The following is a 15,982-nucleotide window of genomic DNA, read 5'->3' on the forward strand; positions in this document are numbered from 1 at the left end:
TTAAATTTAATTCAGGCTTTTTTCTATTTTTGAGCTATGAATGTGACTCAAACCATAGAAAATATCTTTAAGCGGTTTTTGCCTTCTCCATTTGCCATTGCGGTTATTTTAACGATACTAACCATGCTTTTGGCTTTTTTTTTAACCGAAGCTCCAAGCAACAACGAATCTCACTTTTTGACCATACTTTCCTATTGGGAAAACGGTGTTTGGAATAATGCTCTTCTTGTATTTGGGTACCAAATGATGTTAATTTTAGTTTTGGGTCATATATTGGTTTTAAGCAAACCGATGAATAGGCTTATTACCAAACTCACAAACTTGGTTAGCAATACTTCAAATGCAGTTTTGTTGGTTTGTATAAGCACTATGTTGGTTTCTTTTTTTAATTGGGGTTTGGGTCTCATTTTTGGAGCAATTATGGCTCGTAAAGTTGCCGAAGCCGCCCAAGCCAGAAATTTCAAAATTAATTATCCGCTTATTGGTGCAGCTGGTTATGTAGGTTTGATGGTATGGCACGGTGGTATAAGCGGCTCTGCACCATTAAAAGTTTCAGAAGCGGGTCATTTAAGTAGTTTAATGACCGGCGTAGGAAATCCACACTTAGCAAGTAAACTGCCAGAATTAATTACATTTCAAGATACCGTTTTCAGTAGTTATAACTTGGTGCTGTTTGGTATTCTTTTACTTGTGATTCCGTTGGTGTTATATTTTGTAGGTAAAAGCACAAAAAGTGATTTTGTTACACTTCCTGTTTATCAAGAAGAAACTATTGAAAACCCTAAAAATCTAAAAGGTGCCGAAAAAATCAATCATTCAAAACTAATAGGAATAGGCTTTGGAATATTAATAATGATTACCCTTTTTTATCAATATTTTGATGCTATTAAAAGCTTAGCAATTAGTCCAAACTTGTTAAACTTTTTTATGTTAGGATTGGGGTTAATTTTACACGGAACGTTCTCCAATTTTTTAAAAGCATTGGGTGAAGCCATATCAGACGCTTCGGGTATTTTAATACAATTTCCGTTATATTTTGGTATTATGGGTATTATGCGGGACAGTGGTATGATTGTGTTAATATCAGACTTTTTTGCATCAATAGCTACAACAACTACCCTTCCTATTTTTACGTTTTTTAGTGCCGGAGTGGTGAATATATTTGTACCCAGTGGCGGTGGTCAATGGGCTGTGCAAGGTCCTATTGTTGTAGAATCTGCCCTAAAGCTAGGTGTTCCTTTACCCAAAATGATTATGGCTTTGGCCTATGGTGATCAAATCACAAATATGCTACAACCATTCTGGGCATTGCCTTTGTTGGCTATTACACGCTTAAAAGCACGAGAAATTTTACCCTATACGTTACTAATGATGCTGGCAGCAATGGTTATTTATATCTCAGGGTTGCTTATTTGGTAATTTATTCTGAAATTAAAGTAGATGCATTTTTTAACTGAAAAACTATGGTTTCCGCCTGTGTCTGACGCAGAGGAAGATGGATTGCTGGCTGTAGGGGGCGACCTATCTACAGAACGATTGGTATTGGCGTATGCTTCAGGTGTTTTCCCTTGGTATTCTGAAGGGCAACCTATTTTATGGTGGAGTCCAAACCCGAGAATGGTTTTATTTCCTGAAAAATTAAAGGTTTCCAAAAGTTTCAGAAAAACAATTCTTTCAGAAAAATTTACAATAACATTTAATACTTCTTTTGCCGATGTTATAAGCAATTGTGCAAAAATTAAAAGAGATGGTCAGCAAGGCACTTGGATTACTTCAGATATGAAAAATGCTTATATAAACTTACATAAACAAGGTGTTGCTATTTCAGTAGAAGTTTGGCAGGATAAACAACTGGTAGGCGGATTGTACGGTATTGATTTGCCACAAAGAAAGGTATTTTGTGGCGAAAGCATGTTTACCAAAGTTAGTGATGCTTCAAAAGTAGGTTTTTATCATTTGGTACAGCTTTTAAAAAAGAAACGATATAGATTGATAGATTGCCAGGTGTATTCAAAACATATGGAAAGTTTAGGTGCTGAAGAAATTTCAAGGCAACAGTTTTTGCAACACCTTAATTGTTAAACAATTATGTATTTTTCTCTCTTTCTAGTAAATAAACTATCTTCGTAAGCCTAAATCACGACTATGAAAAAACAATTCCTTACGCTACTATTCTTGACACTATTTTCATTTCAGTTTGGGTTTTCACAAGAAAATCTTTTACCAAAAGGATTAACCAAAACTGAGAAGGAATTAATATCAAATTATCAATTTAAAGGTAATAGAATAACTCCACCACCAAGTTCTACAGTGAGAGCAGCAGCAGAGTGGGAAGAAGTTGAATACTTAGTTGTAAGTTGGAATCCTAGCTTTGAAAATATATTAGCTCAAATTGTTGACGCAAGTGTTTTAGAATGTAAAGTGATAATTACCACTACAAACCAAACTTCTGTAGAAGCATTTTTACAATCTGAAGGTGTAGATTTAACCAACGTAATCTTTTTAAATGAGCCTTTTGATAGTATTTGGATTAGGGATTATGGTGGCAATACAATTTATAGTAATGATGTGGGTGAACGTGCTCTCACAGACTGGATTTACAACCGTCCACGACCAAATGATGATGAAATTCCCACGGCTCACGCAAATTTATTAGGGTTGCCTATTTATACAACTACTTCAGGAACTAACGACTTAGTGAATACCGGAGGTAATTTTATGAGTGATGGTATGGGAAATGCGTTTGCTTCAGAATTAATACTAGATGAAAATGCTCCCGGAAATCCGTATGGAGTGAGTTCAAAAACTGAAGCAGAAATAGACGCTATTATGCAGCAATACATGGGGATAGATAATTATATAAAAATGGAAACGCTTCCCCATGATGGCATTCATCATATAGATATGCATATGAAGCTTCTCGATGAAGAGACTATTTTGGTAAGTGAATACCCTGATGGAGTTGCAGATGGTCCTCAAATACAACAAAATATTGAGTATGTATTAAACAACTTTCAAACACCTTTTGGAACACCGTATGATATAAAATGGATCCCGGCACCGGCAGATAAGACAGGACGTTACCCAGATGGAGGAGGTGATTATTGCACCTATAGCAATATGATTTTTGTCAATAAAACTATTTTGGTTCCAACCTATAGACCAGAAGTAGACCAACCTGCCTTAGATTATTTAGAAGAATTAATGCCCGGTTATAACATTGTAGGCATTGATGTAGACAACTCGGGAGAAAATTTAATATCATTATCTGGAGCCATTCATTGCATAACGCATACAATTGGAGTTGAAAATCCTTTATGGATAGTACACAATCCTATAGAAGAAGCAGGCTCTGGAAGTACCGTTGAGATTAATGCCATGATAAAACATAATTCAGGTATTAATACTGCAGATGTGTTTTGGCGAGAAGTTGGAGCTACCGAATATTCTGAAATACCTATGAGCTTTGCAGGAGATGACAATTGGACTACAAACTTAACGCTTCCTTCAGAAGATGTTGATGTGGAATATTACATTCACGCAGAAGCCAACTCTGGTAAAACAATTAATAGACCTATTGTTGCTCCCGAAGGATACTGGACAATTGATACATCAACATTGTCTACAGAAGAATGGGCTGCAAATAATATTTCTTCTGCTTACCCCAATCCGGCAACAGACGAAGTTAACTTTAATCTTAATGCAATTGAGGGACCGGTAGAGCTTTCTGTATATACTATTTTGGGTCAACAATTATATACTAGAACCATTACCAATGCAAATGGTGTTATCAATTTGAAACTAAACCCAGATTGGAAAGGAACTCTATTTGTTACTTTTAAAGGAAAATTTGGCCAAGTAAATAAAAAAGTTCTCAAGCTTTAAGCTTTTCAAACTTTTATAAAACTTTTTAAAAACCATCACAATATTATGTGATGGTTTTTGTTTTATGATAGATAGTAATATAACAAACCTTGTATTTTGTCGAATATATTTGCTTTTTAATCAGTTAATTAGCATATTTGACGAAGTAATTTCTTACACCCCAACTTATGAAACGTATTTCCCTACTGCTGTTTCTGTTATTATTTTGTGGTTTTTTTACACTACAAGCACAAAGCAGTACTTCAGCACAAACAATTAATGTCAATAAAGATGTTGATGTTGTAAAAGTCTATGAACAAGTTGTAAAAGAAGGATATGGTACTCCTTTTATTTATAAAAAATTAGCCAACGCTCATTACTTCAAGAGCAATTATAAGGATGCAAAAAAATGGTTTGAGAAGCTTTTTGCTGAAGAAAAACCTACAGATGCTACTTTAAAATTTAGATACAAACAAACTCTAAAGGCTTTGAATATTTACAGTCCTGAGAACAGATATATTTCATATTCTGGGACCGATTAATTTTTTTGAACCTCTTTTTTTATTTCCTTGTGTCTAAAACATGAAGTTACGTGATCGTTTACCATACCGGTAGCTTGCATATGAGCGTATACAACGGTTGAGCCTACAAACTTGAATCCGCGTTTTTTTAAATCTTTGCTTATAGTATCGCTTAGAGGCGTATTAGCAGGAACATTTTTAAGTGATTTTAATTCATTTTGAATAGGTTTTCCATCTACAAAACCCCAAATATACGTACTGAAACTTCCAAATTCTTCTTGCACTTTCATAAAAGACTGTGCATTACTCACTGCAGATTTTACTTTCAGTTTATTTCTTATAATACCTGTATTGGTAAGTAATGAATCAATTTTATTTTGGTTGTACTGTGCTATCTTTTTGTAATCAAAACCGTCAAAAGCTTCTCTGAAATTTTCTCGCTTTCGTAAAATGGTGATCCAACTCAATCCCGCTTGAAAAGTTTCTAGTAATAAAAACTCAAAAAGTGTTTGGTCATCATACACCGGAACTCCCCATTCTGTATCGTGATATGCAATATATAAAGGATCGTCTCCACACCAAGCGCAACGTTGTTTGGTCATAATGATAGGTATTAATTAGTACTGCCCAGGAAAATTATAAGTAATAGTGCCTAGTTGCTTTTTTTTGCTGGCTTTGGTAGTAAATCGAGCTTGTTTAGCATATTCCAAAGCACTATCAATCAAACAGCCGTTGGTAGTTGTAGAGGCGCTCTGGCTATAAGTTGTTTTAATAACGTTTCCTAAAGAATCAACAACAATGTTAATTACTACCTTTCCACTGCCTTCACAGGTATAAACAGGGTTGGGCAATTCAAGATCACTTCGGTTTACTAAACGATAACTTACAGTTGTGTTACGGTTGGCTGCTTTTTTTCCTGATTTTTCATTAGCTGTTTTTTCTGTGTTTTTAGCTTTCTTTTTTGACGCTTTTTGAGCAGCTCGCATTCCGTTTCCGTTGGTTGATGCGTTTGAACTTTCAATAGCGGCATCAATTTCATCTAGTTTATTTTGTATTTCTTTAGATGTGTTTATCTCATCACGATTCATTTCAGCAAGTAGCTTTTCAGCTTCATTATATGCGCGATTTGTTTCAATTTTAGAGGCTTCAGTTTCAGTTTTTATAATTTCCTCTTGCTTAGGAAGCACCTCTTCAAGTTTTGCATATTCAATATCATAAACGGGTTCCTTTTCTTTTTTTGCATTGCCAAGTTTAATGCTGTAAAGCAATAAAAAAAGAATCCCAAAAAGAAGGGAGGTTACTAGTAGGGCGCGGTATGAATAATTTAGGTTCATTACTTCGGTGAAAAATTAAGCAAAATAATGGAAATCAAGCAGGTAATTAATAGATAATTAAGATTGTGTAGCTTGTAAGTTTTTCTCAAAATCTTCTATTGTAATTGCATTTTCTACTGAAAAATCACCAATTTTAGTACGTTTTAACGCAGAAAGATGTGCGCCATTTTTTAACGCTTTTCCAAAATCATGAGCGAGAGAACGAATGTAGGTTCCTTTACTGCACGCAACTCTGAAATCTACTTCAGGAAGTTCAATTCGGGTAATTTCAAAGGCTGAAATATGTACTGTTCGTGATGGGATTTCAACTTTTTCACCTGCCCTAGCATATTCATATAAGCGTTTTCCTTCTTTTTTTAAAGCCGAAAAAACAGGTGGTTGCTGTTGAATATCTCCTATAAACTGGTTTGTAGCTTCATAGATATTTTCTGAAGTAATTTCAGTTATATCAAAACGGTGATCTATTTCGGTTTCTAGATCATAACTTGGAGTTGTTGCACCAAGTGTAAAGGTGCCGGTGTACTCTTTTTCTTGAGCTTGAAGGGTTTCTATTTTTTTTGTAAACTTCCCTGTACAGAGAATTAACAAGCCGGTTGCCAAGGGGTCTAGTGTGCCGGCATGACCTACTTTTATTTTTTTAATTCCAAACTGCTTTTTGATAAGCCAACGTATTTTATTTACCACCTGAAAAGAGGTCCAATTAAGTGGTTTGTCAATTAAAAGTACTTGTCCGTTTTTAAAATCTTGTTCAGTCATTTATATAAAACTTACACTAATGGCTATTAACCCAACAATTATACAATACACAGAAAAATAACGAAGTTTACTTTTCTTTACCAATGAAATCATCCAAGTACAAGCAATAAGCCCACAAATAAATGCTGAAATAAACCCTAAGCCTAAGGTTGATAAATTGGTGCTTTCGGCAGAAAGATCTCCACTCAATATATCTTTGGCAATTTTTCCAAATATTAAAGGTACAACCATTAAAAAAGAGAAACGAGCTGCTTTGCTTTTGTCATTTCCTAATAAAACTGAAGTTGAAATTGTAGCACCACTTCTAGAAATACCCGGAAGCATAGCAATTGCTTGAGAAACGCCTATTATTAATGAATCTTTAAAAGAAACTGGTTTGCCTGTGTTTTTGGCTTTATCTGCCAACCAAAGTAAAATAGCTGTGACAATAAGCATAGCTCCTACAAAAGCAACACTACCACCAAAAAAAGATTCTAGTTGCTCTTCAAAAAGTAACCCAATAAGTACTGCAGGAACCATAGAAACTCCAATTTTAAAAACAAACTGTGTTTCTTCATTCCATTGAAACTTCATCAAAGCTCTAATAATGTCAACAATATCTTTTCTGAAAACAACAATAGTACTTAGTGCTGTAGCAAAGTGAAGCACTACGGTAAATAAAAGGCTTTCTTCAGCAACCATGGTATCTCCTAGAATGGCTTTACCTAGTTCAAGGTGACCACTAGAAGAAACAGGTAAAAACTCAGTAAACCCTTGGATAATACCCAAGAGAATGGCGTCCCAACTGTTCATTGATTATTTTTTCTTGTGAGGATTTAATAAAATGGCATATACTTCTATACCAAAACCAATAAGGATTAATGCCGGTGCCAAACGAATACGTCGCCAGCTGTAAATTTCAGGGTTAAATACATTTGGGTCTTCACTTCCGCCGCCGGCCATTAGTATAAAACCTAGTGCAATAAAAGCAACCCCAATTAACATAAATTGATAATTTTTACGCTCAAATATAAAATATCGTTTTTGGGCTTCTTCTCTTCTCTTTTGTTCTCCCATAGCATTTATTTGTTTCCTAGATTGGGCTTCAAAGGTACGGTTTTAATAATATAATTCATCTGTGCGTAAGTTTAAGAATCGTTGTGTGGCAAAAAAGGTACTTAGCCAACTAATAAAAACGCCTATTAAAAAAACTCCTACAAATAACCCGATTAATAAGACTCTGTCTTCAAGAAGCTGTAGTTCCGGAAAACTTTTGTTGAGGTAATATAAAACCAAGCCCATGCCTATTAAAGCTAATACGGCGCCAATCATTCCCAGACGAACACTTTTCCAAATAAAAGGGCGTCTTATAAAACGCTTGGTAGCACCTACCATTTGCATAGTTTTAATAGTAAATCGTTTTGCATAGACAGAAAGTCTGATGGAGCTGTTAATAAGCAATACAGCAATAAATAGGAAAATACCGCTTACCACCAATACCCAAAAACTAATTTTTTTTACGTTATCATTTAATAACGCAATAAGCGGTTTATCATATACCACTTCGTCAATAAAATCTTTTGTCATTAACTCATCTGTAATTTCTTCCAGTTGTGAAGGTGAAACATAATCTGCCAATAAATACACATCAATGCTGTTTTGCAGCGGGTTATAGCCTAAAAAGTCCATAAAATTTTCTCCTATGGCAGCGCTGTGTTCTTCGGCTGCTTGCTCTTTGCTTATATATTCTGCACTTTTTGTGTATTCGGCTAAGGCCAATGTTTGTTTTAACTGGGTAATTTCAACTTCTTTTGCCGTATCTTTCATGTAGACCGTCAATGCAATCTGCTCCTTAAAGTGGTCTGCTACTTTTTTGGTGTTAAGCACCAATAACCCTAATAACCCCAGTAAAAATAACACAAGCGAAATGCTTATAACTACTGAAAAGTAAGATGAAATCAACCTGCGTTTTTGATATTTTTCAAAAGATGAAGCCATATAATTTGTTGAATTTAATACTGTAAAAATACAAGGAATTTTAAAGCTATGACTAACTAACGTTTAAACTTTTGTCTTTCGTACAATAGCCGTAAATTTGCCACCTATTTTCAAACGGTAGCGATGAGCAAATACAATTTTAATAACATTGAAAAAAAGTGGCAACAGTATTGGGCCCAAAATAAAACCTTTCAAGCTGAAAATAACAGCGAAAAACCAAAATATTATGTGCTAGATATGTTTCCGTATCCTTCTGGAGCCGGATTGCACGTGGGTCACCCTTTAGGATATATTGCTAGTGATATTTATGCACGCTACAAGCGTCACAAAGGTTTTAATGTTCTACATCCGCAGGGGTATGATAGCTTTGGTCTACCGGCAGAACAATATGCCATTCAAACCGGGCAACACCCCAAAAAGACAACCAAAGAAAATATTGCTCGCTACCGTGAACAACTTGATAGAATAGGATTTTCATTTGATTGGAGCCGTGAAGTAAGAACTTCAAATCCTGAATATTACAAATGGACGCAATGGATTTTCATGCAACTTTTTAATAGTTGGTATGATTGTGATGCAGATAAAGCAAAGCCTATTTCAGAATTAGAAAATATTTTTACTTCTGAAGGAAATTCAAACATTAATGCTGCTTGTGATAGTGATGTAACACTTTTTTCTTCAGAAGAGTGGAATGCATTTTCTTCAGAAAAACAGCAAAAAATTTTATTACAATATAGATTAACCTATCTAGCCGAAACTGAAGTAAACTGGTGTCCGCAACTTGGAACGGTGTTAGCCAATGATGAAATTGTCAATGGCGTTTCTGAGCGTGGTGGTTATCCGGTAGTTCGGAAAAAAATGAAACAATGGAGTATGCGCATCACCGCGTATGCACAACGCTTGTTAGATGGATTGAATGACATCGATTGGCCACAGCCACTTAAAGACTCGCAAACCAATTGGATTGGTAGAAGTGAAGGAGCTAGTGTTACGTTTAATGTAAAAGATTACGATGAGGTTATAGAAGTTTTCACCACACGTCCCGACACTATTTTTGGTGTAAGTTTTATGACGTTGGCGCCAGAGCATGAGTTGGTGTCAAAAATCACAACCGAAGCTCAAAAAGCCGAAGTAGAAGCCTACATTGAAGCGACTGCCAAACGTAGCGAACGTGAACGTATGGCCGACGTAAAAACCATCTCAGGTGTGTTTACCGGAGCCTATGCCGAGCATCCGTTTAGCGGAGAATCAATCCCTATTTGGATTGGTGATTACGTTTTAGCCGGTTACGGAACCGGTGCTGTGATGAGCGTGCCTTGTGGTGATCAACGCGATTATGATTTTGCTAGGCATTTTGATATTCCTATCCCAAATATTTTTGAAGGTATTGATATTTCAGAAGGAGCTTTTACAGATAAAGATAAGACTGTTATTGCCAACAGTGATTTCTTAAACGGTTTACAATACAAAGCCGCGACCAATAAAGTTATTGAAGCGCTTGAGCAAAAAGATGCCGGAAAAGGAAAAATAAATTACAAGTTACGTGATGCGGTTTTTAGCCGTCAGCGCTATTGGGGTGAACCATTCCCGGTGTACTATAAAAACGGATTGCCACAATTGATAGACGAAAAATACTTACCATTGACCTTACCCGAGGTTTCCGCTTATTTACCTACCGAAGACGGCGAACCACCATTGGGCCGTGCCGATGTTTGGGCGTGGGATACACATAAAAATGAAGTAGTTGCCAATGATAATGTGGATAATGAAACCGTTTTTCCGTTAGAATTAAACACCATGCCGGGTTGGGCAGGGAGTAGTTGTTATATGTTCCGGTATATGGACCCGCATAATGAAGAGGCTTTGACTAGCCAAGAGGCGATGGATTATTGGCAGAATGTAGATTTATATGTTGGCGGAAGCGAACACGCCACTGGTCACTTATTATACAGTCGTTTTTGGGTGAAATTTTTATACGATCGCGGCGTTTTAACGGTAGAAGAACCGTTTAAAAAGCTCATCAACCAAGGGATGATTTTGGGGGAGAGTGCTTTTGTTTCGAGGTTTTCGAAAAAAGTATCATTTGCTGAAAGAGATAAAATTTCAGAATCTATTCCTAAATCTGGATCAGATGCGAAAAGTTGGTTTAATAGTATAAAAAATTCTATTGAAAAAATTATTGAGTTTGATAAACCCATTTTGCTAAGTCAATCTTATTCTCTTGATTTCAAAAATATTGAATGGTTAAAACCTTATCTAAAGGAGGATGACTATAAGTATTTAAATAAAGAAAAATATGTTGCATATTATTCTGTAGATAATGTCCCTGCTCACGTAGATGATGTTAACATTTCGAACGAACTAGACTTAGAGGCTTTCAAAGATTTTAGACCAGAATTTAAAGATGCTGAGTTTATTACCGAAGAAGACGGAACGTTTAAAGTCTCTCGCGAGGTCGAAAAAATGTCCAAATCTAAATACAACGTAGTCAATCCTGATGATATTTGTAATGATTACGGTGCTGATACCTTACGGATGTACGAAATGTTTTTAGGTCCAATAGAGCAAGCCAAGCCGTGGAATACTGCCGGAATCACCGGTGTACACAATTTTCTTAAAAAACTTTGGAAATTGTATCACACAGGAGCCGAAGGTGGTTTTAAAGTTACCGAAGAGGCTGCTTCAAAAGACAGTTTAAAAACGCTTCATAAAACCATCAAAAAAGTAGGGGAAGACATAGAAAACTTCAGTTTTAACACTTCGGTTTCTACATTTATGATTGCAGTAAATGAATTAACGAGCCAAAAGTGCACAAGTAGAGAGGTTTTAGAGCCTTTAGCGATATTGATTTCTCCGTATGCACCGCATATTTCAGAAGAACTGTGGAGCTTGTTAGGGCATTCAGAAAGTATTGCAACTGCGCCATTTCCAATTTTTGATGAAAAACATTTGGTAGAAAGTAGTAAAGAATATCCTATTTCGTTCAACGGAAAAATGCGCTTTACACTAGAGCTGCCATTAGATATGAGTAAAGACGAAATAGAATCTGCCGTAATGGCACACGAGAAAACTGCCCATTATCTGGATGGGCGTACACCTAAAAAGGTGATTGTGGTGCCAGGTAAAATTGTAAATATTGTTGGCTAATAAATTTGCACAGTATTTGCTATATTTATTTTAAAATTGCTATAACTGTTTTGAAGGTTCAAAACAATAAAGTATTAAAAACATGATAGGATATTATATAATTGCAGGAATTATCTTTTTGGTGAGTATGTATGTGAGCAACAAACTGAAAAGTAAGTTTAAAAAGTATTCACAAATACATTTACAAAACGGGATGAGCGGTAAGGAAATTGCCGAAAAAATGCTCGCCGATAATGGTATAACAGATGTTCAGGTAATCTCAACACCCGGACAATTAACAGACCATTATCACCCGGGAAAGAAAACCGTTAACTTGAGTGAACCGGTTTATATGCAACGTAATGCTGCAGCTGCAGCCGTTGCAGCTCACGAATGTGGTCACGCTATTCAACACGCCAGAGCGTACAGTTGGTTAAAATTTAGATCTGCTATTGTACCAGCAGTAAGTGTTGCCAGTAAGTTGTCAAACTTTGTGATTATGGCAGGTTTGGTATTAACTTTTGCTACTTCCATGACAGGTTTAGGAAACACGCTTTTCTTGGTAGGGATCATTTTATTTGCCACAACTACAGCTTTTGCATTTATTACATTACCGGTAGAGTTTGATGCGAGTAAGCGTGCTTTGGCGTGGTTAGAAAATGAAAATATGCTTACGCAACAAGAACACGATGGTGCTAAAGATGCTTTAAAATGGGCAGCTAGAACGTATGTAGTTGCTGCTTTAGGTTCTTTGGCTACGTTGTTATACTTTATAAGTATGTTTTTAGGCGGAAGAGATTAATTTTTTAAAAAATAGAATAATAAAAAAGCCCGATGTAAAAACATCGGGCTTTTTGTTGTTTAATAACCTTGAACATTGTCGGGATTGTATCCTAAATATTCAGTAAAGTTTTCTTTGAAAGTAATACCGTGTTTTGTTAATTCTTCTAGAATAGGTTCGTACACTTCTTTACTAATAGGTCGCTGTACACCTGGCGTGGTGATTTCTTTGTTCAAAATTTTAATAGCAGCCATGGCTACTGGAAGTCCAACGGTTTTGGCCATAGCAGTATGTGTTTGGTCTTCGCCTGTTAATACCATATGACTATCAATTTGTTTCTTTTCGCCATTTAGTTCATACCCAAACTTGTGATACATAATAATCATGTCTTTATCTTCAGGTTGTAGTGTCCATTTGTCTTCTAGTATTTTCTGAAGCGCTTGTGCCGGTGTTGCATTTTTAATTCCTATTTTCTTATTTGGGTTAAAAATGTCAAGTTCTTCCAGTTTTCCCCACATTAAATCATCTTGATCAATTTTTAGGTTGTGTCTTAGTTTTAACTCTACAGAATCTGTTGGTGAATACGGTAAAAATAAATTTACAAAATCGCGGTAGGATAGATTTTCTGAATCTGGAATGGTATAACCGTCATCTGTCATTCCTAATTGCACAAACATATTCCAGGCTTTACTGAAACCAACACGTCTAATGGTTCCGCGGTACAGTGTTAGTACGTCTTCCAGTCCATAAACGCTTCTATATTTGAGTGAATTACGATTAGCAAGGCCTTCAAAACGACCGTGACCTTCTATATTTAAAAATTCTGTTCTTCTAAACAAACGGTGATAAGGAATGTATTTATAGGTGCCTTCTTGTATAAATTCGGCAGCACCACCTTGTCCGGCAATCACTACATTTCTTGGGTTCCACGTAAACTTATAATGCCAAAGGTTGTCATCACTTTCTGGAGCTACTAATCCGCCGGTAAATGATTCAAACAATAACATTTTTCCACCGTTATCACGAATGCGGTCAATTACTTGCATGGCACTCATGTGGTCAATCCCGGGATCGAGCCCAATTTCGTTCATGAAAACCAACTCCTTTTTTTCTACATCGCTATTTAATGCCTGCATCTCATCACTTACGTAGGATGCTGTTACCATATGTTTATCAAACTCTAGGCAATCTTTTGCTACTTCAATATGAAAACGGGCAGGCAGCATAGAGATAACCAAATCTGCTTCTTTTACAGTTTTTCTTCGTTCTTCTTCGTTAAAAATATCCAATTTTATAGCGGTTGCGTTTGGGTGATCACCCGCTAGTTTTTGAGCATTTTCCAAAGAAAGATCTCCTATGGTAAGCGCTAGTTTTTCAGTTTCAGATTTATCTAATAAATATTTAATTAAACTCGTTGCAGATCGGCCGGCGCCGATAATTAAAATGTTTCGCATCGGTAGGTTTTTTCGTAATTTTGAAATTAATTTTTCAGATAAACGAAATTACTAAAATCCATTTGGACTCATGCGCGATTACAATAAAAATATAGTGGTTACGGCTTCAGTTTTAACAGCAATTACTATTGCAATTGGAGCTTTTGGTGCTCATGGATTAAAACAATTGGTTGATGCCGAAGCTGTTGCTACTTTTGAAACAGGTGTGCGGTATCAAATGTATCATTGTCTGGCACTATTGATCATAGGTTTTGCAAGGCCAATCCCTCAAACTACTCAAAAGTGGGTGTTTCGGTTTTTTATTTTTGGGATTGTTTTCTTCTCAGGTTCAATTTACCTATTGGCTTTAAAACAAATTATTCCTTTCTCCGTTTCATTTTTAGGGCCTATTACGCCTATAGGAGGATTGTTGTTTATAGTAGGTTGGTTACGACTGGGGTATGGTCTCTTTTCGTTAAAGTAATTACAATTCCTTCATTAAAATCCTGCTATCTATTTCAGAATTATTATTTTTGTAACCCACAACAATTTAAAATAAGTGATGGTCGATAAACACCAAACTAAAAGAAAAATCTCATTGGATAATTATGGGATTAAGAACGCAACAGTTAATTATCAACTCTCTTCAGAAGAACTTCATAACGCAACATTAAAAAACAATCAAGGTAAAGAAGCATCAAGTGGTGCACTTGCAGTTAATACCGGCGAGTTTACCGGTAGGTCACCTAAGGATCGTTTTATTGTAAAAGATGAAGTAACCGAGGATAAAATATGGTGGGGAGCTATTAACATCCCTTTTGAAGCTTCAAAATTTGATGCGCTTTATGATAAGGTAACAGATTACCTTTCTGAAAAAGAAGTGTATGTAAGAGATAGCTACGCCTGTGCAGATGATAATTATAGACTTAATATACGAGTGATAAACGAGTATCCTTGGTCAAATATGTTTGCACATAACATGTTTTTACGCCCTACAGAAGATGAGCTTGAGTCTTTTGATCCAGAATGGCTTATAGTAAATGCTCCTGGTTTTATGGCAAATCCTGAAGAAGATGGAACTCGCCAACATAACTTTGCTATTTTGAATTTCAGTAAAAAAATTGCTTTAATTGGCGGTACCGGTTATACAGGAGAAATAAAGAAAGGAATCTTTTCTGCCTTAAACTTTATCCTACCTGTTTATAAAAACACGTTGCCTATGCACTGTTCGGCCAATGTAGGTGAAAACGGCGAAACAGCAATTTTCTTTGGTCTTTCAGGGACTGGAAAAACAACGCTTTCTGCAGATCCAGACAGAAAATTAATTGGAGATGATGAACATGGTTGGACTGCTGAAAATACAGTATTCAATTTTGAAGGCGGATGTTATGCAAAAGTGATTGATCTTTCACCAAAAAAAGAGCCAGACATTTTTAAAGCAATTAAACCGGGTGCTATCCTAGAGAATGTAGTTATGGATAGTGAAGGTAATGTTGACTTTGCAGATACATCTGTAACTCAAAACACGCGTGTAAGTTACCCTATTTATCATATTGATAATATACAACAACCATCAATTGGTAAAAACCCAAAAAATATATTTTTCCTTACGGCAGATGCCTTTGGTGTTTTGCCTCCTATATCAAAATTAACCCCTGGTCAAGCCGCATATCATTTTATTAGCGGTTACACTGCAAAAGTAGCCGGTACAGAAGCTGGTATTGACGAGCCGCTTCCAAGTTTTTCTGCTTGTTTTGGGGCTCCATTTATGCCGTTGCACCCAACAAAATATGCTGAAATGCTAAGTGCAAAGATGAAAGATGCCGGTGTAAATGTTTGGTTAGTAAATACAGGATGGACAGGTGGTCCTTACGGTACAGGAAGACGCATGAAGTTGAAATATACCAGAGCTATGATTACTGCTGCACTTAATAATGATTTAAAAGACGTAGCATATGAGCAACATCCAATATTTGGATTAAGCATGCCAACTGAATGTCCTAATGTCCCAGACGATGTATTAAACCCTAGAGAAACCTGGGAAGATAAGGCAGCATATGACACAAAAGCTGAATCTTTAGCAAAATCTTTTAAAACTAACTTTGAAAAATTTGAGTCTTACGCAAATGAAGAAATTCTTTCAGGAGCACCTATTAAAGGCTAGTTAGTAGATACCATATAAATAAAAAG

The 15,982-nt window shown here is 36.0% G+C and carries 15 protein-coding genes; 8 read left to right on the forward strand and 7 right to left on the reverse strand.

Going from position 1 to position 15,982, the window contains the following annotated elements:
• Positions 1-36: 36 nt before the first annotated feature.
• From INR76_RS05095 to INR76_RS05110, 4 genes are all read left to right on the forward strand, one after another.
• On the forward strand, positions 37-1,419 hold the full coding sequence (locus tag INR76_RS05095) for a short-chain fatty acid transporter (RefSeq protein ID WP_223109577.1): 1,383 nt from the start codon (positions 37-39) through the stop codon (positions 1,417-1,419).
• A gap of 21 nt (positions 1,420-1,440) precedes the next feature.
• The gene (gene aat, locus INR76_RS05100) at positions 1,441-2,082 is read left to right on the forward strand and encodes a leucyl/phenylalanyl-tRNA--protein transferase (RefSeq protein WP_223109578.1); all 642 of its coding nucleotides are present in this window, start codon (positions 1,441-1,443) and stop codon (positions 2,080-2,082) included.
• 63 nt (positions 2,083-2,145) lie between these two features.
• The gene (locus INR76_RS05105; RefSeq protein ID WP_223109579.1) at positions 2,146-3,885 is read left to right on the forward strand and encodes an agmatine deiminase family protein; all 1,740 of its coding nucleotides are present in this window, start codon (positions 2,146-2,148) and stop codon (positions 3,883-3,885) included.
• A gap of 167 nt (positions 3,886-4,052) precedes the next feature.
• Complete coding sequence (locus tag INR76_RS05110) at positions 4,053-4,406, forward strand: hypothetical protein (RefSeq protein ID WP_223109580.1); 354 nt, start codon at positions 4,053-4,055, stop codon at positions 4,404-4,406.
• On the opposite strand, the gene INR76_RS05115 is transcribed toward INR76_RS05110, so the two are convergent.
• From INR76_RS05115 to INR76_RS05140, 6 genes are read right to left on the reverse strand one after another with little or no spacing between them, the layout of a single operon-like run.
• Entirely contained in the window at positions 4,403-4,987 is a 585-nt protein-coding gene (locus INR76_RS05115; protein WP_223109581.1) for a DNA-3-methyladenine glycosylase I, read from the reverse strand. The two genes, INR76_RS05110 and INR76_RS05115, sit on opposite strands and share 4 nt — an antisense overlap.
• A gap of 15 nt (positions 4,988-5,002) precedes the next feature.
• Complete coding sequence (locus tag INR76_RS05120) at positions 5,003-5,719, reverse strand: hypothetical protein (protein WP_223109582.1); 717 nt, start codon at positions 5,717-5,719, stop codon at positions 5,003-5,005.
• Between the two features lie 57 nt (positions 5,720-5,776).
• Positions 5,777-6,475 carry a tRNA pseudouridine(55) synthase TruB gene (truB, locus tag INR76_RS05125; protein ID WP_223109583.1) on the reverse strand — a complete coding sequence of 233 codons (699 nt, stop codon included), beginning with the start codon at positions 6,473-6,475 and terminating at the stop codon, positions 5,777-5,779.
• Positions 6,476-7,267 (reverse strand): undecaprenyl-diphosphate phosphatase, encoded by a 792-nt coding sequence (locus INR76_RS05130; protein WP_223109584.1) that lies wholly within the window; start codon positions 7,265-7,267, stop codon positions 6,476-6,478. It lies immediately after the preceding gene.
• A gap of 3 nt (positions 7,268-7,270) precedes the next feature.
• Positions 7,271-7,531, reverse strand: coding sequence for a DUF3098 domain-containing protein (locus INR76_RS05135; protein ID WP_223109585.1), 261 nt, complete (start codon positions 7,529-7,531; stop codon positions 7,271-7,273).
• 42 nt (positions 7,532-7,573) lie between these two features.
• Positions 7,574-8,452, reverse strand: a complete 879-nt coding sequence (locus INR76_RS05140) for an ABC transporter permease (protein ID WP_223109586.1) — start codon at positions 8,450-8,452, stop codon at positions 7,574-7,576.
• 123 nt (positions 8,453-8,575) lie between these two features.
• On the opposite strand from INR76_RS05140, the gene INR76_RS05145 reads away from it, so the two are divergent.
• The gene (locus INR76_RS05145; protein WP_223109587.1) at positions 8,576-11,599 is read left to right on the forward strand and encodes a leucine--tRNA ligase; all 3,024 of its coding nucleotides are present in this window, start codon (positions 8,576-8,578) and stop codon (positions 11,597-11,599) included.
• Between the two features lie 82 nt (positions 11,600-11,681).
• On the forward strand, positions 11,682-12,380 hold the full coding sequence (locus INR76_RS05150; protein WP_223109588.1) for a zinc metallopeptidase: 699 nt from the start codon (positions 11,682-11,684) through the stop codon (positions 12,378-12,380).
• Positions 12,381-12,439: 59 nt separating this feature from the next.
• On the opposite strand, the gene INR76_RS05155 is transcribed toward INR76_RS05150, so the two are convergent.
• A complete protein-coding gene (locus INR76_RS05155) occupies positions 12,440-13,840 on the reverse strand; it encodes a saccharopine dehydrogenase family protein (RefSeq protein ID WP_255592887.1) in 1,401 nt (466 codons plus the stop codon).
• A 43-nt stretch (positions 13,841-13,883) separates the two neighbouring features.
• Between INR76_RS05155 and INR76_RS05160 the strand changes: the two genes are divergently transcribed.
• Both INR76_RS05160 and pckA read left to right on the forward strand, forming a co-directional pair.
• Positions 13,884-14,276, forward strand: a complete 393-nt coding sequence (locus tag INR76_RS05160) for a DUF423 domain-containing protein (RefSeq protein ID WP_223109590.1) — start codon at positions 13,884-13,886, stop codon at positions 14,274-14,276.
• 78 nt (positions 14,277-14,354) lie between these two features.
• On the forward strand, positions 14,355-15,956 hold the full coding sequence (pckA, locus tag INR76_RS05165) for a phosphoenolpyruvate carboxykinase (ATP) (RefSeq protein WP_223109591.1): 1,602 nt from the start codon (positions 14,355-14,357) through the stop codon (positions 15,954-15,956).
• Positions 15,957-15,982: the final 26 nt, after the last annotated feature.

It is taken from the genome of Marixanthomonas sp. SCSIO 43207 (assembly GCF_019904255.1).
Taxonomy (GTDB): domain Bacteria; phylum Bacteroidota; class Bacteroidia; order Flavobacteriales; family Flavobacteriaceae; genus Marixanthomonas.

Excerpts from the sequence above, each read along its gene's own strand:
- INR76_RS05095 (WP_223109577.1), top strand. The coding sequence starts at position 37 with ATGAATGTGACTCAAACCATAGAAAATATCTTTAAGCGGTTTTTGCCT.
- aat (WP_223109578.1), top strand. The coding sequence starts at position 1,441 with ATGCATTTTTTAACTGAAAAACTATGGTTTCCGCCTGTGTCTGACGCA.
- INR76_RS05105 (WP_223109579.1), top strand. The coding sequence starts at position 2,146 with ATGAAAAAACAATTCCTTACGCTACTATTCTTGACACTATTTTCATTT.
- INR76_RS05110 (WP_223109580.1), top strand. The coding sequence starts at position 4,053 with ATGAAACGTATTTCCCTACTGCTGTTTCTGTTATTATTTTGTGGTTTT.
- INR76_RS05115 (WP_223109581.1), bottom strand. The coding sequence starts at position 4,987 with ATGACCAAACAACGTTGCGCTTGGTGTGGAGACGATCCTTTATATATT.
- INR76_RS05120 (WP_223109582.1), bottom strand. The coding sequence starts at position 5,719 with ATGAACCTAAATTATTCATACCGCGCCCTACTAGTAACCTCCCTTCTT.
- truB (WP_223109583.1), bottom strand. The coding sequence starts at position 6,475 with ATGACTGAACAAGATTTTAAAAACGGACAAGTACTTTTAATTGACAAA.
- INR76_RS05130 (WP_223109584.1), bottom strand. The coding sequence starts at position 7,267 with ATGAACAGTTGGGACGCCATTCTCTTGGGTATTATCCAAGGGTTTACT.
- INR76_RS05135 (WP_223109585.1), bottom strand. The coding sequence starts at position 7,531 with ATGGGAGAACAAAAGAGAAGAGAAGAAGCCCAAAAACGATATTTTATA.
- INR76_RS05140 (WP_223109586.1), bottom strand. The coding sequence starts at position 8,452 with ATGGCTTCATCTTTTGAAAAATATCAAAAACGCAGGTTGATTTCATCT.
- INR76_RS05145 (WP_223109587.1), top strand. The coding sequence starts at position 8,576 with ATGAGCAAATACAATTTTAATAACATTGAAAAAAAGTGGCAACAGTAT.
- INR76_RS05150 (WP_223109588.1), top strand. The coding sequence starts at position 11,682 with ATGATAGGATATTATATAATTGCAGGAATTATCTTTTTGGTGAGTATG.
- INR76_RS05160 (WP_223109590.1), top strand. The coding sequence starts at position 13,884 with ATGCGCGATTACAATAAAAATATAGTGGTTACGGCTTCAGTTTTAACA.
- pckA (WP_223109591.1), top strand. The coding sequence starts at position 14,355 with ATGGTCGATAAACACCAAACTAAAAGAAAAATCTCATTGGATAATTAT.